Here is an 18,361-nt window from a genome sequence, read left to right on the forward strand (position 1 = left end):
CTCCCACATTTTGCTCGTGGTGTATTTTCAGGCACAAACAAAAATGCCCCAGACCTTTCGGTATGGGGCATTTCTTAACTGTTTCGCAACCGGGGTTGCGTTGCAGTTGCTACCACTTAGGCTGCAGCAGGAACGCTCAGAGCCTTGATGTGGCCATTCAGGCGGCTCTTATGACGAGCGGCCTTGTTCTTGTGGATGATGCCTTTATCGGCCATACGGTCGATAACTGGCACAGCCAGAACGTAAGCTGCTTGAGCTTTTTCAGCGTCTTTGGTGTCGATGGCTTTAACTACATTCTTGATGTAGGTACGAACCATGGAACGCAGGCTGGCGTTGTGGCTGCGACGCTTCTCAGCCTGTTTTGCACGTTTTTTGGCGGAAGGTGTGTTGGCCACCGTCGAGCTCCTCGAAAGACTTTTTAGGAAATAGCAAACAAAATAGGCCGCGAATCATGCCGATGACTTGATGTGTTGTCAAGGCCGGCTGATGCGAACTGCTGAGTGGTCGATCTGAAGAGGCGGGTGATTTATTTCCGGCGCTTGACCTGTAAACTCGCGAGCTTTGGCGCTGTGCTGTTGCAGGCGCGCAGTATCGCATAAGTAGGCGCTTAGTTCGCCTGCTCTTTATCTATAGGCGCAAACTCTTTCAATGAATCTGCTCAAATCGTTGGCCGCCGTCAGCTCTATCACGATGATCTCCCGGGTTTTGGGGTTTGTGCGTGACACCCTGCTGGCGCGTATTTTTGGCGCCAGCATGGCCACGGATGCGTTCTTTATTGCATTTAAACTGCCCAACCTGCTGCGGCGGATCTTTGCCGAGGGCGCATTTTCCCAGGCGTTCGTGCCGATTCTGGCCGAGTACAAGACCCAGCAGGGGGAGGAGGCGACCCGTACCTTCATTGCCTACGTCTCGGGCCTGCTGACCCTGGTGTTGATGCTGGTGACCATCGTCGGCATGCTCGCCGCGCCTTGGGTGATCTGGGCCACGGCGCCGGGTTTTGCCAATACGCCGGAAAAATTCGCGCTGACCACTGACCTGTTGCGAGTGACCTTTCCTTATATATTGCTGATCTCGCTGTCATCCCTGGCCGGTGCGATCCTCAACACCTGGAACCGTTTCTCGGTACCGGCGTTCGTGCCGACGCTGCTTAACGTCAGCATGATTATCTTTGCCCTGTTCCTGACACCTTACTTCGATCCGCCGGTCATGGCCCTTGGCTGGGCCGTGCTGGCCGGTGGCCTGGCGCAGTTGCTCTACCAACTGCCGCACCTGAAAAAGATCGGCATGCTCGTATTGCCGCGCCTGAACCTCAAGGACACCGGCGTCTGGCGTGTGATGCGCAATATGTTGCCGGCGATCCTTGGCGTGTCGGTGAGCCAGATTTCCCTGATCATCAACACCGCGTTCGCCTCGTTGCTGGTATCCGGCTCGGTGTCGTGGATGTATTACGCCGACCGCCTCATGGAGTTACCGTCCGGCGTGCTGGGCGTGGCCCTGGGCACCATTTTGCTGCCGACGCTGGCGCGCACCTACGCCAGCAAAGATCGCCAGGAATACTCGCGCATCCTCGACTGGGGGCTGCGCCTGTGCTTCGTCCTGGTGTTGCCGTGCGCACTGGCCTTGGGGATCCTGGCCGAGCCGCTGACAGTGTCGCTGTTCCAATACGGGCAATTCGATGCCCATGATGCATTGATGACTCAGCATGCGCTGGTGGCTTATTCCGTCGGCCTGCTCGGCATCATCGTGATCAAGGTGTTGGCGCCTGGTTTCTATGCCCAGCAAAACATCCGCACCCCGGTAAAGATCGCGATCTTCACCCTGATCGTCACGCAACTGCTCAACCTGGTGTTTATCGGCCCGCTGGCCCATGCCGGCCTGGCCCTGGCCATCAGTGCTGGAGCCTGCATCAATGCCGGCCTGCTGTTTTATCAACTGCGTAAGCAACAGATGTTCCAGCCTCAGCCTGGCTGGGGCATGTTCGCCCTCAAGTTACTGGTGGCTGTTGCGATGATGTCGGCGGTATTGCTCGGCCTGATGCACTTCATGCCGGCCTGGGATGAAGGCCATATGCTGGAGCGCTTCATGCGCCTGGGCATGCTGGTGGTGGCCGGTGTGGTGGTGTACTTCGGGATGTTGCTGCTGCAGGGCTTCCGCCTGCGGGATTTCAATCGCAAGTCGTTGAGTTAGAGAGTTTGTCGCGATAAAACGGTTGTTTTATCGATTCGATCCATTTGCCCTGCGCTGTTGCCTGTCGTCCGGGGCCGGGTGTGGTTATAATCGACCACTTTATGAGCAAGAAGCGCGTTATGCAGCTGGTTCGAGGTCTCCACAACCTGCGCCCTGAGCATCGGGGCTGCGTCGCCACTATTGGCAACTTTGACGGTGTTCACCGTGGTCACCAGGCTATCCTGGCCCGGCTGCGCGAGCGTGCGGTTGAGTTGGGCGTACCCAGCTGCGTGGTGATTTTTGAGCCGCAGCCGCGGGAATATTTCACCCCGGAAACGGCGCCGGCGCGTCTGGCCCGCCTGCGGGACAAGCTGCAACTGCTGGCCGAAGAAGGCGTGGACCGCGTCCTCTGCCTGGCTTTCAACCAGCGTTTGCAAAGCCTCAGTGCCGCCGAGTTCGTCGACCGCATACTGGTAGATGGCCTGGGCGTACAGCATTTGGAGGTCGGCGACGACTTCCGTTTTGGTTGCGACCGGGTCGGGGATTTCGAATTCCTGCAACACGCCGGTATCACCCAGGGTTTTACCGTCGAAGCCGCGCAAACCGTCGAACTGGATGGCCTGCGCGTGAGCAGCACCCAAGTGCGTAACGCCCTGGCCGCTGCCGACTTCGCCTTGGCCGAGCGTTTGCTCGGTCGCCCGTTCCGCATTGCCGGGCGGGTACTGCACGGCCAGAAGCTGGCGCGCCAACTGGGCACGCCAACCGCCAACGTGCAACTCAAGCGCCGCCGTGTGCCGCTGACCGGGGTTTACCTGGTCAGCGTCGACATCGACGGCCAGTCGTGGCCGGGAGTCGCCAACATAGGCGTCAGGCCCACGGTTGCAGGTGATGGCAAGGCCCACCTGGAAGTTCACCTTTTGGATTTTGCCGGTGATCTGTATGACCGGCGTTTGACGGTGGTTTTCCACCAGAAGCTGCGTGAAGAGCAGCGTTTCGCCTCCCTTGAGGCGTTGAAAACGGCGATCAATGCGGATGTCGCCGCCGCCCGTGCACTAGCCGCACCTAGCGCCCATCGCTAACCGAAGAGCCTTAAATGACCGACTATAAAGCCACGCTAAACCTTCCGGACACCGCCTTCCCAATGAAGGCCGGCCTGCCACAGCGCGAACCGCAGATCCTGCAGCGCTGGGACAGTATTGGCCTGTACGGAAAGTTGCGCGAAATTGGCAAGGATCGTCCGAAATTCGTTCTGCACGACGGCCCTCCTTATGCCAACGGCACGATTCACATCGGTCATGCGCTGAACAAAATTCTCAAGGACATGATCCTGCGCTCGAAAACCCTTTCGGGCTTCGACGCGCCTTATGTCCCGGGTTGGGACTGCCACGGCCTGCCGATCGAACACAAGGTCGAAGTGACCCACGGCAAGAACCTGGGTGCCGATAAAACCCGCGAGCTGTGCCGTGCCTACGCTGCCGAGCAGATCGAAGGGCAGAAGTCCGAATTCATCCGCCTGGGTGTGCTGGGCGAGTGGGACAACCCGTACAAAACCATGAGCTTCAAGAACGAGGCCGGTGAAATCCGTGCCTTGGCCGAAATCGTCAAGGGCGGTTTCGTGTTCAAGGGCCTCAAGCCTGTGAACTGGTGCTTCGATTGCGGTTCGGCCCTGGCTGAAGCGGAAGTCGAGTACGAAGACAAGAAGTCCTCGACCATCGACGTAGCCTTCCCGATTGCCGACGACGCCAAGCTGGCCCAGGCGTTTGGCCTGGCAAGCCTGAGCAAACCGGCTGCCATCGTGATCTGGACCACTACCCCGTGGACCATTCCCGCCAACCAGGCGCTGAACGTGCACCCGGAATTCACCTACGCCTTGGTGGACGTCGGTGATCGCCTGCTGGTGTTGGCCGAGGAAATGGTCGAAGCGTGCCTGGCTCGCTACGAGCTGCAAGGTTCGGTGATTGCCACCACCACCGGTTCCGCGCTGGAACTGATCAACTTCCGTCACCCGTTCTATGACCGTCTGTCGCCGGTGTACCTGGCTGACTACGTCGAGTTAGGTTCGGGTACCGGTGTGGTTCACTGCTCGCCCGCCTATGGCGTGGACGACTTCGTGATCTGCAAAAAGTACGGCATGGTCAACGATGAGATCATCAACCCGGTGCAAAGCAACGGTGTTTACGTGCCGTCGCTGGAATTCTTCGGCGGCCAGTTCATCTTCAAGGCCGACCAGCCGATCATCGACAAGCTGCGTGAAGTCGGTGCGCTGATGCAAACCGACACCATCAAGCACAGCTACATGCACTGCTGGCGTCACAAGACCCCGCTGATCTACCGCGCCACCGCGCAATGGTTTATCGGCATGGACAAAGAGCCGACCAGCGGCGACACCCTGCGTGTGCGCTCGCTCAAGGCCATCGAAGACACCAAGTTCGTACCGGCCTGGGGTCAGGCGCGCCTGCATTCGATGATCGCCAACCGTCCGGACTGGTGCATCTCCCGTCAACGCAACTGGGGTGTGCCGATCCCGTTCTTCCTTAACAAGGAAAGCGGTGAGCTGCACCCACGTACCGTCGAACTGATGGAAGTGGTGGCCCAGCGTGTCGAACAGGAAGGCATCGAAGCCTGGTTCAAGCTGGATGCTACCGAGCTGCTGGGCGACGAGGCACCGCTGTACGACAAGATCAGCGACACCCTGGACGTATGGTTCGACTCGGGCACCACCCACTGGCACGTGCTGCGCGGCTCGCACCCGATGGGCCACGAGACCGGCCCGCGTGCCGACCTGTACCTGGAAGGCTCCGACCAACACCGTGGCTGGTTCCATTCCTCGTTGCTGACCGGTTGCGCTATCGACAACCACGCGCCGTACCGCGAGCTGCTGACCCACGGCTTCACCGTCGACGAGACGGGCCGCAAGATGTCCAAGTCGCTGAAGAACGTGATCGAACCGAAAAAGATCAATGACACGCTGGGTGCCGACATCATGCGCCTGTGGGTGGCGTCGACCGATTATTCGGGCGAGATCGCCGTATCGGACCAGATCCTGGCTCGTAGCGCCGACGCCTACCGCCGTATCCGTAATACCGCACGCTTCCTGCTGTCGAACCTGACCGGTTTCAATCCGGCCACCGACATCCTGCCGGCCGAGGACATGCTTGCCCTGGACCGTTGGGCTGTGGACCGTACCCTGTTGCTGCAACGCGAGTTGCAAGAGCACTACGGCGAATACCGCTTCTGGAACGTGTACTCGAAGATCCACAACTTCTGCGTGCAGGAGCTGGGTGGTTTCTACCTCGACATCATCAAGGATCGCCAGTACACCACTGGTGCCAACAGCAAGGCCCGCCGTTCGGCGCAGACCGCGCTGTACCACATCTCCGAAGCGCTGGTGCGCTGGATCGCACCGATCCTGGCCTTCACCGCCGACGAACTGTGGGAATACCTGCCGGGCGAGCGTAACGAGTCCGTCATGCTCAACACCTGGTACCAAGGCTTGACCGAACTGCCGGCCGACTTCGAACTGGGCCGCGAGTACTGGGAAGGCGTAATGGCCGTCAAGGTTGCGGTGAACAAGGAGCTGGAGGTTCAGCGTGCGGCCAAGGCCGTCGGTGGCAACCTCCAGGCCGAAGTCACCCTCTTTGCCGAGGAAGGCCTGACTGCCGACCTGACCAAGTTGAGCAACGAGCTGCGCTTCGTGTTGATCACTTCCACTGCGAGCCTGGCACCGTTTGCCCAGGCACCGGCGGACGCCGTGGCCACTGAAGTACCGGGCCTCAAGCTCAAAGTGGTCAAGTCGGCCTTCCCTAAGTGCGCCCGTTGCTGGCACTGCCGGGAAGATGTCGGGGTGAACCCTGAGCATCCGGAAATCTGCGGTCGTTGCGTCGACAACATCTCCGGTGAAGGCGAGGTTCGCCACTATGCCTAATGCAGCCAGTCGTTTCGGACGTCTGGGCTGGCTCGTACTGAGCGTGCTGGTCCTGGTCATTGACCAGGTCAGCAAGGCTCACTTCGAGGGCTCCCTGGAAATGTTCCAGCAAATCGTGGTGATCCCGGATTACTTCAGCTGGACCCTGGCCTACAACACCGGTGCCGCTTTCAGCTTCCTGGCTGACGGTGGCGGCTGGCAACGCTGGCTGTTCGCGCTGATCGCCGTGGTGGTCAGCGCGGTGCTCGTGGTCTGGCTCAAACGCCTGGGCCGCGATGAAACCTGGCTGGCCATCGCCTTGGCCCTGGTGTTGGGCGGCGCCCTGGGCAACCTGTACGACCGTATTGCCTTGGGCCATGTGATCGACTTCATCCTGGTGCATTGGCAGAACCGCCATTACTTCCCGGCGTTCAATTTTGCCGACAGCGCCATCACCGTCGGCGCAATCATGCTGGCGCTGGACATGTTCAAAAGTAAGAAAACCGGAGAGACCGTCAATGACTGATCAGGTATTGGCTGAGCAACGCATCGGCCAGAACACGGAAGTCACCTTGCATTTCGCACTGCGCCTGGAGAATGGCGACACGGTCGACAGCACGTTCGACAAAGCCCCGGCGACTTTCAAGGTCGGCGACGGCAACCTGTTGCCGGGTTTTGAAGCGGCACTGTTCGGTTTCAAGGCCGGCGACAAGCGCACCCTGCAGATTCTGCCGGAAAACGCCTTTGGCCAGCCCAACCCGCAAAACGTGCAGATCATCCCGCGTTCGCAGTTCCAGGACATGGACCTATCGGAAGGCCTGCTGGTGATTTTCAACGATGCGGCGAATACCGAGCTGCCTGGTGTGGTCAAAACCTTCGATGACGCGCAAGTAACCATCGACTTCAACCACCCGTTGGCCGGTAAAACCTTGACGTTCGACGTTGAAATCTTCGACGTTAAAGCACTTTGATCAACGCCCCGATCTAAAATGTGGGATCGGGCCGGGGAGGGAGGGGGCAAGCCCCCTCCCTCCTTTGATCTCCATTGTCAGTTCACTAGCATCAACTCTGACCAAGCGCCAGACACGAGGCACAGCATGCAAATCAAACTCGCCAACCCCCGTGGCTTCTGCGCCGGCGTGGACCGGGCGATCGAAATCGTCAACCGCGCCCTGGAAGTCTTCGGGCCGCCGATTTATGTGCGCCATGAGGTCGTCCATAACAAGTTCGTGGTCGAAGACCTGCGTGCACGTGGCGCCATCTTTGTCGAAGAACTGGAGCAGGTGCCGGACGACGTTATCGTTATCTTCAGCGCCCACGGTGTTTCCCAGGCCGTACGTACCGAAGCGGCTGGCCGTGGCCTGAAAGTATTCGACGCCACCTGTCCGCTGGTCACCAAGGTACATATCGAGGTCGCGCGCTACAGCCGTGATGGTCGCGAATGCATCCTGATCGGCCATGCCGGCCACCCGGAGGTCGAAGGCACTATGGGCCAATACGACGGCAGCAATGGTGGCGCCATCTACCTTGTGGAAGACGAAAAAGACGTCGCCAGCTTGCAGGTTCACAACCCTGAGCGTTTGGCATTCGTGACCCAGACCACTTTGTCCATGGATGACACCAGCCGCGTGATCGACGCGCTGCGCAGCCGCTTCCCGGCCATTGGTGGGCCACGCAAGGACGACATCTGCTATGCCACCCAAAACCGCCAGGATGCAGTCAAGCAGTTGGCCGATGAATGCGATGTAGTGCTGGTGGTAGGCAGCCCTAACAGCTCCAACTCCAACCGCCTGCGCGAATTGGCCGAACGCATGGCGACACCGGCATACCTGATCGACGGTGCTGAAGATATGCAGCGCAGTTGGTTCGATGGTGTCGAGCGTATTGGTATCACGGCGGGCGCTTCGGCCCCGGAAGTCCTGGTGCGCGGTGTCATCCAGCAGTTGCATGCCTGGGGGGCTACGGGCGCCGATGAGTTGGCCGGTCGTGAAGAGAACATCACTTTCTCCATGCCCAAGGAGCTGCGGGTTCGCTCGCTGCTCTGAATGCCAGGGTGCCGAAGTAACTTCGGCACAACGCCTGTTCGGCTCTATCGCTGCGCAGGCTGATGCGCCCACTGGGCGCCAGCACCACCTGGTGCAGGCTCTGCAGCGAGTCCGTGGCGCAGATGTGTACAGTGCCAGCACGAAAACCTCCCCCAGCAAATACCGGTTCGCCCAGCCCGCTGAAGCGTACTTGGCTTTTAACCGGTCCATTCCCGACTATCGGCACCCGACCGCTGCCCTGGCGTTCCAGTAGCACCGGGTTGTCGTCGTCCAGATGACCGCGCCCACTTACATCCAAAATGACCCGCCAACCCTGGCTCCAGTCATCGTCCAGTGCATGGATGACCACTGCCCGATTGCGCGCGATGGCTTCAGTGCGCGCGAAGCGAAGTCCGTTCGTCAGTGATTGCGCGGCGCTTTGTCGCTGCTGTGATGCCAGCAGGCCCATGAAATTGGGGGTGGCCAGATGCGCCAGGATGCCGCTCACGAGCAGTCCGAGCAGCAGTTCGATCAGGGTGAAACCTCGTTGTTCCATACGCCGTCCCTCCGTGGACGTGTGTGCATAGCGGGTTGAAATCTAGGTATAGCGTCCAGTTCGGGTTACCGAATGGTGGCCTTTGTGTCCAAAGTATTTCCCTTTGTTCCGTGGGCAGCGCTGGTCAAAAACCGACGCTAGTCTGGTGTCGCACGGCAGGGTTTTCCTGTTTTTCTTCGGCCCTCGACATGGATGACGACGGTAATGCTTACTTGCCTGAAAACCTGTTCGCCCCTGGCTTTTCCTCGTTATGAAATCGGCACGACGTTGATCGAAGTGCTGGTGGCGGTGCTGATTCTCGCCGTCGGCCTGCTAGGTGCGGTGGTGCTCCAGCTCAACGCCCTCAAGTACACCGACAATTCGAGGATGACCAGCCAGGCCAGTTTCATCGCTTACGATATGCTCGACCGAATCCGTGCCAATTCCGGCGCCGACTATTCATTGCGCCGGGACGAACGGGCGCCGACGAGTACTGCGACCACCAGCGTGCGTGATGTGGACCTACATGATTTCCAGGCCAATATCCGCGGTTTTGCCGGGGACAGTGCCAAAGGCTCCGTGGCGGTCAGTGCAGACGAAGTGACTGTCAGTATCAGTTGGGATGACAGCCGGGGTGCAAATAGGCCTGGCGCGCGGGAAACCTTCACCCTGACCAGTCGCATCGACAATGAGCCTGGTGTGATGCGATGAGACATGGAGTTAGAGTTAGAGGTTTCAGCCTGGTGGAATTGTTGCTGGCCCTGGTCGTCGGTTTAGTGCTGGTGCTGGGGGGGAGCCAAGTGCTGATCAGTTCCCGAGTGACCTACGCCAGCCATCAGGCGGCCATGTTGCTGCAGGATGATGCGCGGTTTGTACTGGGCAAGATGATCCAGGACATTCGCCAGGCGGGAATGTTTGGCTGTTTGGCCCCGGTCTTTATCGAGAACGCCCCGCCAGCCTTTGAAAGGCCTGTCAGCTGGAGTGCCGGGGACAGTTCAAAGTCGCTGACGCTGGTCACCGCCGATGTCGGCGATGGCAGGCCTGACTGGACGGTGCTCTCCGACTGCACTGCTACCGCTCAAGCCTATTCAGGCAGCTCACCTGCGCCTGCTCCCGGGCAGATTCGTTTTGCGATTCGGCAACTGACCTACACCTTCGAGGCGGGCCAGTTGAAGGTCAGCACGCCTGCCGCGCCGGCCAAGGCTGTGTTGGTGGATAACGTACGGGCTTTCGATGTCAGTTTCGGCGTGGCTGCCAGCCCGGCATCCGTTCGGGTTGTGCGTTATGACGCTATCCCAACCGAAGAATCCTTGATCCGCAGCGTACGCATCCGCATGACGCTGCAAGACCCGACGGGGCGGGTAAAAGATCAAACCTACAGCGTCGTGGCGGCGCTGCGAAACCGTGTGGGGTAGGGAGGCCATGATGCAGGCGGAAGGTGTTTTGTCGCGGCAGCGGGGAATGGTCCTGCTGATAAGCCTGGTGTTTTTGCTGCTGTTGTCGGTGATCGGCCTGTCTTCCATAGAGGGGGCGATAACCCAGCAAAAGATCGCAGGCAGCCTGTGGCACCGCAACCAGTCGCTGCAAACTGCAGAAAGTGGTTTGAGGCTTGGAGAGCAAGGTGTGAGGCGAAAGGGGGCGGCTTTGCCGCAGTGCCCGTCGATCGCTGCCTGCGGGCCACCGGATGAAGCGTTTTCGGTGGTGGGTGCCGGACCCCATCCTGTGTCATCGGTTAACTGGGTTGCCATCAAGGGTGGACTCTACGGTATTCAATCCCTGGGGCCGGCTGTAGGGCTGCCGCATGTGCCGCCGCAAACCCTGGCGACGTTGTACCGGATAACAGCGGTCGGGCTCAGTGGCCAATCGCGCACGGTATTGGAGAGCGTGTATGCGCGGGTGGAGGAGGAAAGTGGCTCGCGGTTTCGGCGGGTTTCGTGGCGGCAACTTCAATAAGGAGCATTGGAATGGGCAAGGACAGCCAGGGCTTTACCCTGATCGAGTTATTGATCGCCGTGGCGATCATCGCATTTCTGGCCGGAATCGCTTATCCCGGGTACATCGCCCATGTGAAAAAGGTATACCGCGCGGAAATTGTCGCGCTGCTGACTGAGCAAGCTCAGCATCTGGAGCGCTTTTATGTGAGGAACGGCACTTTTATTGACGCAAGCGGCGTCAGTACGGGCAATCATCGCTATAGAATCACCGCAGCGTTGAACCCTCAGGATTTCTACCTGGTCGCTACGCCGGGTGCTGACTCGGTGATGGCTGGCGACCCTTGCGGTGACTTCAGCTTGGGCAGCACTGGTGCGCGTGGCAATCCGGGTGCTGCACCTGAAATGTCGCGCCAGATATGCTGGGGGCAATGATGGGGGTGCTGGATGATTGGGCGCCGGGTGCGCGTTTTCCTATTTATCGGCTGGATCAAATGATGGCTAAGCAACAGCAAGTGGTGATTGTCGGTGGCGGAGTCATCGGCTTGTTGACGGCGTTTAATCTGGCGACCCAGGGGCAGGCTGTAACCCTGCTGGAGCGCGCCGGTGTCGGGCAGGAGTCGTCATGGGCGGGCGGGGGCATTGTGTCGCCACTCTATCCGTGGCGCTACAGCCCGGCGGTCACAGCGTTGGCCCATTGGTCCCAGGACTTTTATCCGCAACTGGCTGATCGGCTGTTTGCCGCTACCGGTGTCGACCCGGAGGTTCATACCACGGGCTTGTACTGGCTGGACCTGGACGACGAAACCGAGGCACTGGACTGGGCGGCCCGTGAAGGCCGGCCCCTGAGCAAAGTGAATGTATCTGCCGCCCATGATGCTGTCCCTGTTCTGGGCGGTGGGTATTCCCAGGCAATCTACATGGCCAACGTGGCCAACGTGCGCAATCCGCGCCTGGTCAAATCCCTGAAGGCCGCGCTATTGGCGTTGCCTGCCGTGACCGTTCACGAACAGTGTGAAGTGACCGGTTTTATTCTGGACGGCGGCAATGTCGTTGGCGTGGATACGGCAGAGGGGCCGATTCTGGGGGATCAAGTGGTGCTTGCAGCGGGGGCGTGGAGCGGTGAGTTGCTCGCCACGTTGGGACTGGCGCTGCCGGTGGAGCCGGTCAAGGGGCAGATGATTTTGTACAAGTGCGCCTCGGACTTCCTGTCGAGCATGGTCCTGGCCAAAGGGCGTTATGCGATCCCTCGGCGTGACGGACACATTCTCATCGGCAGCACGCTGGAACATGAGGGGTTCGACAAGACGCCTACCGACACCGCACTGGAAAGCCTCAAGGCCTCGGCTGTGGAACTGATTCCAGCCCTGGCCGACGCCGAAGTGGTGGGGCATTGGGCCGGCTTGCGGCCCGGCTCGCCGGAGGGCATCCCCTATATCGGCCGGGTCCCCGGTTTTAAAGGGCTGTGGCTCAACTGCGGTCATTACCGCAACGGGTTGGTCCTGGCGCCGGCATCGTGCCAGTTATTTGTCGATTTGCTACTGGAACGTGCTCCGATTATCGACCCGGCACCCTATGCCCCCGAAGGTCGGATCAACGCTGGATAGATTTCGGTCCTTGCTCCAGATGCGCCTGGGTGCAATACCACTCCTGGCGCGAACTCAGAGCGCGATCCTGTGGCAAGTGCACGCCGCAGTGTGCACAACGCACCATCAATGCTGCACCGGGCTCGCTGGTGCGTTGCTGCCTGGCGCTCGGGCTTTTGAATTTGCGCCAGAACCATACCGCGGCAGCAATAACGGCAATCCAGAACAGAAGACGAAGCATGATGGGCGGATTCTCGATAAGTAATGCGCCAGTTTAGCCAAGGACGTGGCAGGCGCACAGCGCAATAATGCTAACCCATAAAAAAGGAGCCCCTCGGGGCTCCTTTTTTGCGTTGCGTCGACAGACTCAGTCGAACACACCGAAGGTCATGTAGCTGAACCACGAGCGGTCCTGGTTGTTGCCCAGGGCCTGCGGCTCTTCTTCCTCGATCACGTCGCCGTTCTCGTCATGCGGCTTGAGGTCCGAAGGAATGGCTTCCTTGGCATCCTGGAACTGCTTGATCACGTCCTGGTTGGCGCGGGTTTCACCCGGCGGCAACGGTGGACGCGATTCGATCAGGCCCAGGGTGTACTTGCTCAGCCACGAACGGTTGTCCGCTTCGGCAACCTGAGGCACGAACTGGCCGTCTTTCAGGCTCGGGTGATCAGGGTAGTTGAGCTTCAGGGTTTCCAGGCTGGTGTTGGCCAGCTCGTCCAGGTGCAGACGCTGGTAAGCCTCGGTCATCACCGCCAGGCCGTCACCCACGGACGGCGTTTCCTGGAAGTTTTCTACGACATAACGACCACGGTTGGCGGCGGCTACATAAGCCTGACGGGTCAGGTAGTAGTGGGCCACGTGGATTTCGTAGGACGCCAGCAGGTTGCGCAGGTAGATCATGCGCTGCTTGGCATCCGGTGCGTAGCGGCTGTTTGGATAGCGGCTGGTCAGCTGGGCGAACTCGTTGTAGGAGTCGCGGGCGGCGCCCGGGTCGCGCTTGGTCATGTCCAGCGGCAGGAAGCGCGCCAGCAGGCCAACATCCTGGTCGAACGAGGTCAGGCCCTTCAAATAGTAGGCGTAGTCCACGTTCGGGTGCTGCGGGTGCAGGCGGATGAAACGCTCGGCGGCGGACTTGGCCGCTTCCGGCTCGGCGTTCTTGTAGTTGGCGTAGATCAGCTCAAGCTGGGCCTGGTCGGCGTAGCGCCCGAACGGATAACGCGACTCCAGTGCCTTCAGCTTCGCTGTGGCGCTGGTGTAGCTATTATTGTCCAAGTCTTTCTGTGCCAGTTGGTACAGCTCGACTTCGCTCAGGTTTTCGTCGACGACTTCCTTTGTTGACGAGCAAGCAGCAGTCATGGCGAGGATGGCGATCAGCAGCAGGTGTTTCACTTGCATGGCGGCTTGCGTCCCTATGACGGCCGCTGTCTTGGGCGGGGCCGTCCTGTTATGATGAGCGCCCCGTTGAAAGCCTCGGGGCAAAAGACGCCGTATTTAACCACAAGCGCGCAGCCGAAACCAAAGGCTGTGCCACGCCTAGTCTGAGCATGTCCGATAAAATTGAACTTCGCGCAGAGGTGCCGTCCGAATTGGGCGGCCAACGCCTCGATCAAGTCGCCGCACAATTATTCGCTGAGCACTCGCGCTCGCGCCTTTCCGCCTGGATCAAAGACGGCCGCCTGACTGTGGATGGAGCGGTTATCCGCCCGCGAGACACAGTCCATGGTGGTGCGATTCTTGAGCTGACTGCCGAGCAGGAAGCCCAGGGAGAATGGGTCGCCCAGGACATCGAGCTGGATATCGTCTATGAAGACGACGACATCCTGGTCATCAACAAACCCGCAGGCCTGGTGGTTCACCCGGCGGCCGGGCACGCTGATGGCACTTTGCTCAATGCCCTCCTGCACCACATCCCGGACATTATCAACGTGCCGCGTTGCGGCATCGTGCACCGTCTGGACAAAGACACCACCGGCTTGATGGTGGTGGCCAAGACCATTCAGGCGCAAACGCAACTGGTGACGCAATTGCAGAGCCGCAGCGTCAGCCGTATCTACGAGTGCATCGTGATCGGCGTGGTCGTGGCGGGTGGCAAGATCAACGCCCCGATCGGTCGCCACGGCCAGCAGCGCCAGCGTATGGCGGTGATGGAAGGCGGCAAGCAGGCGGTGAGCCACTACCGCGTGCTGGAGCGTTTTCGGTCCCACACCCATGTGCGGGTCAAGCTGGAAACCGGTCGTACCCACCAGATTCGCGTGCATATGGCCCATATCAACTTCCCGTTGGTAGGCGATCCTGCCTACGGTGGCCGCTTCCGCATTCCGCCTGCGGCGAGCCAGACCATGGTCGAATCGCTCAAGACGTTCCCGCGCCAGGCCTTGCATGCACGTTTCCTGGAGCTGGACCATCCGACGAGCGGTAAGCGCATGAGCTGGGAATCGCCACTTCCAGACGATTTTGTCTGGTTGCTGTCGCTGCTCAAGCAGGATCGCGAGGCGTTTGTCGGGTGAACAACTGGCTGATTCCTGACTGGCCCGCGCCTGTCGGGGTGAAAGCCTGTGTGACTACCCGTACGGGCGGCGTCAGCCTGGCGCCGTTCGACAGCCTTAACCTGGGCGATCACGTTGAGGACAGCCTTGAGGCCGTCCTTGAGAATCGTCGTCGCCTTACAGAAGCCTTCGATATTCAGCCGGCCTGGCTGCGCCAAGTTCATGGCGTGGATGTGGTCGAGGCCGACCCTGGCCGCACCGCCAAAGCCGATGGCAGCTGGAGCAGCACCCCTGGCATCGCCTGCACCGCGATGACCGCCGATTGCCTGCCTGCGTTGTTCTGCAATCGTGCTGGCACCCGTGTCGCGGCAGCCCATGCCGGCTGGCGTGGGCTGGCGGCTGGTGTGTTGGAAGCCGCTTTTGAACGCCTGGATGCGGAGCCTGCCGACGTACTGGTCTGGCTGGGCCCGGCGATTGGCCCGCAAGCCTTTGAAGTCGGCCCCGAAGTGCGTGAAGCCTTCATTCAGCAACTGCCGACAACGGTCGAAGCCTTTGTACCAAGCCGCAATCCCGGCAAATTCATGGCCGATATCTATCAGTTGGCCCGCCTGCGCCTTGCTGCGCGTGGCGTCACTGCTGTTTATGGTGGTGGCTTCTGCACCGTGACCGATCCACGCTTCTTTTCGTACCGGCGCAGCCCCCGCACCGGACGTTTTGCCTCCCTTATCTGGCTTGAACGCTAGACTCTGCTGATCTGGGTCAATGCTGATCCATATCAACCGCCGCTTGCTTGAATCTTCCAGAATCCACCCCATCTATAAGGGTATCTGGCAGGTTTCTTCATTCAGGATGTTTTATAGCTCCGGCCTGCTCAAAAGGAAGGTGACTAATGCGTATTGATCGTTTAACCAGCAAATTGCAGTTGGCCTTATCGGACTCCCAATCCTTGGCGGTGGGTCTCGACCACCCGGCCATCGAGCCTGCGCACTTGATGCAGGCGCTCCTGGAACAGCAAGGTGGTTCTATCAAGCCCTTGTTGATGCAGGTGGGCTTTGATGTCAGCAGCCTGCGCAAGGAATTGAGCAAAGAGCTCGACCAACTGCCGAAAATCCAAAATCCGACCGGGGACGTGAATATGTCCCAGGATTTGGCGCGCCTGCTCAACCAGGCCGATCGCCTGGCCCAGCAGAAGGGTGACCAGTTCATCTCCAGCGAACTGGTGCTGCTCGCCGCCATGGACGAGAACAGCAAGCTTGGCAAGTTGCTACTCGGCCAGGGTGTAAGCAAGAAAGCCCTGGAAAACGCCATCAACAACCTGCGTGGCGGTGATGCGGTTAACGACCCTAACCACGAGGAATCGCGCCAGGCCCTGGACAAGTACACCGTGGACCTGACCAAGCGTGCCGAAGAGGGCAAGCTTGACCCAGTGATCGGCCGTGACGATGAAATTCGTCGCACCATCCAGGTTCTGCAGCGTCGCACCAAGAACAACCCGGTGCTGATCGGTGAACCTGGCGTGGGTAAAACCGCGATTGCCGAAGGGTTGGCCCAGCGCATCATCAATGGTGAAGTGCCGGACGGTCTTAAAGGCAAGCGCCTGCTGTCCCTGGATATGGGGTCGTTGATCGCCGGTGCAAAGTTTCGCGGTGAGTTCGAAGAGCGCCTGAAATCCCTGCTTAATGAACTGTCGAAGCAGGAAGGGCAGATCATTCTGTTTATCGACGAACTGCACACCATGGTCGGCGCCGGTAAAGGCGAGGGCTCCATGGATGCTGGCAACATGCTCAAGCCCGCCTTGGCGCGAGGCGAGTTGCATTGTGTCGGTGCTACTACGCTCAACGAGTATCGCCAGTACATTGAAAAGGACGCGGCCCTTGAGCGTCGTTTCCAGAAAGTCCTGGTGGAAGAGCCGAGCGAAGAGGACACCATCGCGATCCTGCGGGGCCTGAAAGAGCGCTACGAGGTCCACCATAAAGTGGCGATCACCGACGGCGCGATCATTGCGGCGGCCAAATTGAGCCATCGCTACATCACCGACCGTCAATTGCCGGACAAGGCCATCGACTTGATCGACGAAGCGGCCAGCCGCATTCGCATGGAGATCGACTCCAAGCCGGAAGTGCTCGACCGCCTGGATCGTCGCCTGATTCAACTGAAAGTCGAATCCCAGGCACTTAAGAAAGAAGAGGACGAGGCAGCCAAGAAACGCTTGGAAAAACTCCAGGAGGAGATCCTCCGCCTGGAACGCGAGTATTCGGACCTTGAAGAAATCTGGACCTCGGAAAAAGCCGAAGTACAGGGCTCTGCGCAGATCCAGCAAAAGATCGAGCAGTCGCGCCAGGAGCTGGAAGCCGCACGCCGTAAAGGCGACCTGAACCGCATGGCCGAGTTGCAGTACGGGGTGATCCCGGACCTGGAACGCAGCCTGCAGATGGTCGACCAGCACGGTAAGGCTGAAAATCAGCTGTTGCGCAGCAAGGTGACCGAGGAAGAAATCGCTGAGGTCGTCTCCAAATGGACCGGTATCCCCGTGTCGAAAATGCTCGAAGGCGAGCGTGACAAGCTGCTGAAGATGGAGCACCTGTTGCACCAGCGCGTGATCGGCCAGGAAGAGGCCGTCGTGGCGGTGTCCAACGCGGTTCGCCGCTCCCGTGCCGGCTTGTCCGACCCGAATCGCCCGAGCGGCTCGTTCATGTTCCTCGGCCCGACCGGCGTGGGTAAGACCGAGCTGTGCAAGGCATTGGCCGAGTTCCTCTTTGATACTGAAGAGGCCATGGTGCGGATCGATATGTCCGAGTTCATGGAGAAACACTCGGTGGCTCGCCTGATCGGTGCTCCACCAGGCTACGTAGGCTATGAGGAAGGCGGTTACCTGACCGAAGCCGTGCGGCGTAAGCCTTACTCGGTGATCCTGCTGGATGAGGTCGAGAAGGCTCACCCGGACGTATTCAACATCTTGCTGCAAGTGCTGGAAGATGGTCGGCTTACGGACAGCCACGGGCGTACGGTGGACTTCCGCAACACGGTGATCGTGATGACCTCTAACCTGGGCTCGGCGCAGATCCAGGAGCTGGTAGGTGATCGTGAGGCCCAGCGCGCGGCTGTAATGGATGCGTTGACTACGCACTTTCGTCCGGAATTCATCAACCGGGTCGACGAAGTGGTGATCTTCGAGCCATTGGCGCGGGATCAGATCGCGGGCATCACCGAGATCCAGTTGGGGCGTCTGCGCGGTCGCCTGGCGGAACGCGAGTTGTCGCTGGAACTGAGCCGCGAGGCGTTGGACAAGCTGATCGCGGTCGGTTACGACCCGGTGTATGGCGCACGACCTTTGAAACGTGCGATCCAGCGCTGGATCGAGAACCCGCTGGCGCAGTTGATCCTGTCGGGCAGCTTTATGCCGGGCACCAGCGTCGAGGCGACTGTGGAGAACGACGAAATCGTCTTCCACTGAGCCCGAATTGCACTGCAATAAGAGAAGGCCCTGCATCCCAGGGCCTTTTTTTTCGATAGGGCGTTGAACTGTAAGGCAAAGGCTTGTAAAGTGCGCCCCGCAGCAACGTCAGCCCACGGGTTTCTTCTCCCCAAGAAGAAATCAGAAAGAAGCGCAAATCATTGTCTTAAAAGCAATTTAAAGGGTTGACAGGGGTTTTTAAGATTGTAGAATAGCGCGCCTCAGAGACGCTAACGTAGCGATACGGACAGGGTCGAAGAGAAGGTTACACAGCAGT

At 59.6% G+C, this 18,361-nt stretch carries 18 protein-coding genes; 14 read left to right on the forward strand and 4 right to left on the reverse strand.

The genetic code is table 11. The annotated features are described in order from the left end of the window. Window positions 1–116 precede the first annotated feature (116 nt). A complete protein-coding gene (gene rpsT / locus M2397_RS00540) occupies window positions 117–395 on the reverse strand; it encodes a 30S ribosomal protein S20 (RefSeq protein WP_003188401.1) in 279 nt (92 codons plus the stop codon). A 253-nt stretch (window positions 396–648) separates the two neighbouring features. On the opposite strand from rpsT, the gene murJ reads away from it, so the two are divergent. The 6 genes from murJ (at window position 649) to ispH (ending at window position 8,115) form a co-directional block, all read left to right on the forward strand. Continuing rightward, entirely contained in the window at window positions 649–2,187 is a 1,539-nt protein-coding gene (gene murJ, locus M2397_RS00545; protein ID WP_131698501.1) for a murein biosynthesis integral membrane protein MurJ, read from the forward strand. 119 nt (window positions 2,188–2,306) lie between these two features. Next, window positions 2,307–3,245: a bifunctional riboflavin kinase/FAD synthetase gene (ribF, locus tag M2397_RS00550; protein ID WP_065924072.1), complete on the forward strand. Its 939-nt coding sequence runs from the start codon at window positions 2,307–2,309 to the stop codon at window positions 3,243–3,245. Between the two features lie 14 nt (window positions 3,246–3,259). Next, window positions 3,260–6,091 (forward strand): isoleucine--tRNA ligase, encoded by a 2,832-nt coding sequence (gene ileS / locus M2397_RS00555; RefSeq protein WP_131698499.1) that lies wholly within the window; start codon window positions 3,260–3,262, stop codon window positions 6,089–6,091. After that, complete coding sequence (lspA, locus tag M2397_RS00560) at window positions 6,084–6,596, forward strand: signal peptidase II (protein ID WP_131698498.1); 513 nt, start codon at window positions 6,084–6,086, stop codon at window positions 6,594–6,596. The genes ileS and lspA overlap by 8 nt, the downstream gene beginning before the upstream one ends. A 7-nt stretch (window positions 6,597–6,603) precedes the next feature. Continuing rightward, window positions 6,604–7,041, forward strand: coding sequence for an FKBP-type peptidyl-prolyl cis-trans isomerase (gene fkpB / locus M2397_RS00565; RefSeq protein WP_174244855.1), 438 nt, complete (start codon window positions 6,604–6,606; stop codon window positions 7,039–7,041). A gap of 126 nt (window positions 7,042–7,167) precedes the next feature. Then, entirely contained in the window at window positions 7,168–8,115 is a 948-nt protein-coding gene (gene ispH, locus M2397_RS00570) for a 4-hydroxy-3-methylbut-2-enyl diphosphate reductase (RefSeq protein ID WP_027606852.1), read from the forward strand. Here ispH and M2397_RS00575 read toward each other — a convergent pair. Next, window positions 8,069–8,650, reverse strand: a complete 582-nt coding sequence (locus M2397_RS00575; protein WP_145335411.1) for a GspH/FimT family pseudopilin — start codon at window positions 8,648–8,650, stop codon at window positions 8,069–8,071. The two genes, ispH and M2397_RS00575, sit on opposite strands and share 47 nt — an antisense overlap. 204 nt (window positions 8,651–8,854) lie before the next feature. Between M2397_RS00575 and pilV the strand changes: the two genes are divergently transcribed. From pilV to thiO, 5 genes are all read left to right on the forward strand, one after another. Next, window positions 8,855–9,340 carry a type IV pilus modification protein PilV gene (gene pilV / locus M2397_RS00580; RefSeq protein ID WP_259242133.1) on the forward strand — a complete coding sequence of 162 codons (486 nt, stop codon included), beginning with the start codon at window positions 8,855–8,857 and terminating at the stop codon, window positions 9,338–9,340. Continuing rightward, window positions 9,337–10,044: a prepilin-type N-terminal cleavage/methylation domain-containing protein gene (locus M2397_RS00585; protein ID WP_259242134.1), complete on the forward strand. Its 708-nt coding sequence runs from the start codon at window positions 9,337–9,339 to the stop codon at window positions 10,042–10,044. The genes pilV and M2397_RS00585 overlap by 4 nt, the downstream gene beginning before the upstream one ends. 10 nt (window positions 10,045–10,054) lie before the next feature. Next, the gene (locus M2397_RS00590; RefSeq protein ID WP_259242450.1) at window positions 10,055–10,582 is read left to right on the forward strand and encodes a pilus assembly protein; all 528 of its coding nucleotides are present in this window, start codon (window positions 10,055–10,057) and stop codon (window positions 10,580–10,582) included. Window positions 10,583–10,593: 11 nt separating this feature from the next. Beyond that, window positions 10,594–10,995: a type IV pilin protein gene (locus tag M2397_RS00595; protein ID WP_259242135.1), complete on the forward strand. Its 402-nt coding sequence runs from the start codon at window positions 10,594–10,596 to the stop codon at window positions 10,993–10,995. A gap of 62 nt (window positions 10,996–11,057) precedes the next feature. Further along, on the forward strand, window positions 11,058–12,167 hold the full coding sequence (thiO, locus tag M2397_RS00600) for a glycine oxidase ThiO (protein WP_131698491.1): 1,110 nt from the start codon (window positions 11,058–11,060) through the stop codon (window positions 12,165–12,167). On the opposite strand, the gene M2397_RS00605 is transcribed toward thiO, so the two are convergent. Then, window positions 12,154–12,387 carry a PP0621 family protein gene (locus tag M2397_RS00605; protein WP_131698490.1) on the reverse strand — a complete coding sequence of 78 codons (234 nt, stop codon included), beginning with the start codon at window positions 12,385–12,387 and terminating at the stop codon, window positions 12,154–12,156. The genes thiO and M2397_RS00605 overlap by 14 nt on opposite strands. 126 nt (window positions 12,388–12,513) lie before the next feature. Next, window positions 12,514–13,539, reverse strand: a complete 1,026-nt coding sequence (locus M2397_RS00610) for an outer membrane protein assembly factor BamD (protein WP_131698489.1) — start codon at window positions 13,537–13,539, stop codon at window positions 12,514–12,516. A 149-nt stretch (window positions 13,540–13,688) separates the two neighbouring features. On the opposite strand from M2397_RS00610, the gene rluD reads away from it, so the two are divergent. From rluD to clpB, 3 genes are all read left to right on the forward strand, one after another. Beyond that, window positions 13,689–14,651, forward strand: coding sequence for a 23S rRNA pseudouridine(1911/1915/1917) synthase RluD (gene rluD / locus M2397_RS00615; protein WP_090409564.1), 963 nt, complete (start codon window positions 13,689–13,691; stop codon window positions 14,649–14,651). After that, window positions 14,648–15,373, forward strand: a complete 726-nt coding sequence (gene pgeF, locus M2397_RS00620; RefSeq protein WP_131698488.1) for a peptidoglycan editing factor PgeF — start codon at window positions 14,648–14,650, stop codon at window positions 15,371–15,373. The genes rluD and pgeF overlap by 4 nt, the downstream gene beginning before the upstream one ends. A gap of 146 nt (window positions 15,374–15,519) precedes the next feature. Next, the gene (gene clpB, locus M2397_RS00625; RefSeq protein WP_131698487.1) at window positions 15,520–18,084 is read left to right on the forward strand and encodes an ATP-dependent chaperone ClpB; all 2,565 of its coding nucleotides are present in this window, start codon (window positions 15,520–15,522) and stop codon (window positions 18,082–18,084) included. The last annotated feature ends 277 nt before the right edge of the window (window positions 18,085–18,361 follow it).

Origin of the sequence: Pseudomonas sp. BIGb0381 (genome assembly GCF_024809815.1) — a bacterium.
Classification (GTDB): Bacteria; Pseudomonadota; Gammaproteobacteria; order Pseudomonadales; family Pseudomonadaceae; genus Aquipseudomonas.

Coding starts and splice junctions, on each gene's coding strand:
- lspA (WP_131698498.1), top strand. CDS start 6,084: ATGCCTAATGCAGCCAGTCGTTTCGGACGTCTGGGCTGGCTCGTACTG.
- pilV (WP_259242133.1), top strand. CDS start 8,855: ATGCTTACTTGCCTGAAAACCTGTTCGCCCCTGGCTTTTCCTCGTTAT.
- ileS (WP_131698499.1), top strand. CDS start 3,260: ATGACCGACTATAAAGCCACGCTAAACCTTCCGGACACCGCCTTCCCA.
- ribF (WP_065924072.1), top strand. CDS start 2,307: ATGCAGCTGGTTCGAGGTCTCCACAACCTGCGCCCTGAGCATCGGGGC.
- M2397_RS00590 (WP_259242450.1), top strand. CDS start 10,055: ATGCAGGCGGAAGGTGTTTTGTCGCGGCAGCGGGGAATGGTCCTGCTG.
- rluD (WP_090409564.1), top strand. CDS start 13,689: ATGTCCGATAAAATTGAACTTCGCGCAGAGGTGCCGTCCGAATTGGGC.
- M2397_RS00605 (WP_131698490.1), bottom strand. CDS start 12,387: ATGCTTCGTCTTCTGTTCTGGATTGCCGTTATTGCTGCCGCGGTATGG.
- clpB (WP_131698487.1), top strand. CDS start 15,520: ATGCGTATTGATCGTTTAACCAGCAAATTGCAGTTGGCCTTATCGGAC.
- ispH (WP_027606852.1), top strand. CDS start 7,168: ATGCAAATCAAACTCGCCAACCCCCGTGGCTTCTGCGCCGGCGTGGAC.
- M2397_RS00585 (WP_259242134.1), top strand. CDS start 9,337: ATGAGACATGGAGTTAGAGTTAGAGGTTTCAGCCTGGTGGAATTGTTG.
- M2397_RS00610 (WP_131698489.1), bottom strand. CDS start 13,539: ATGCAAGTGAAACACCTGCTGCTGATCGCCATCCTCGCCATGACTGCT.
- murJ (WP_131698501.1), top strand. CDS start 649: ATGAATCTGCTCAAATCGTTGGCCGCCGTCAGCTCTATCACGATGATC.
- M2397_RS00595 (WP_259242135.1), top strand. CDS start 10,594: ATGGGCAAGGACAGCCAGGGCTTTACCCTGATCGAGTTATTGATCGCC.
- M2397_RS00575 (WP_145335411.1), bottom strand. CDS start 8,650: ATGGAACAACGAGGTTTCACCCTGATCGAACTGCTGCTCGGACTGCTC.
- thiO (WP_131698491.1), top strand. CDS start 11,058: ATGGCTAAGCAACAGCAAGTGGTGATTGTCGGTGGCGGAGTCATCGGC.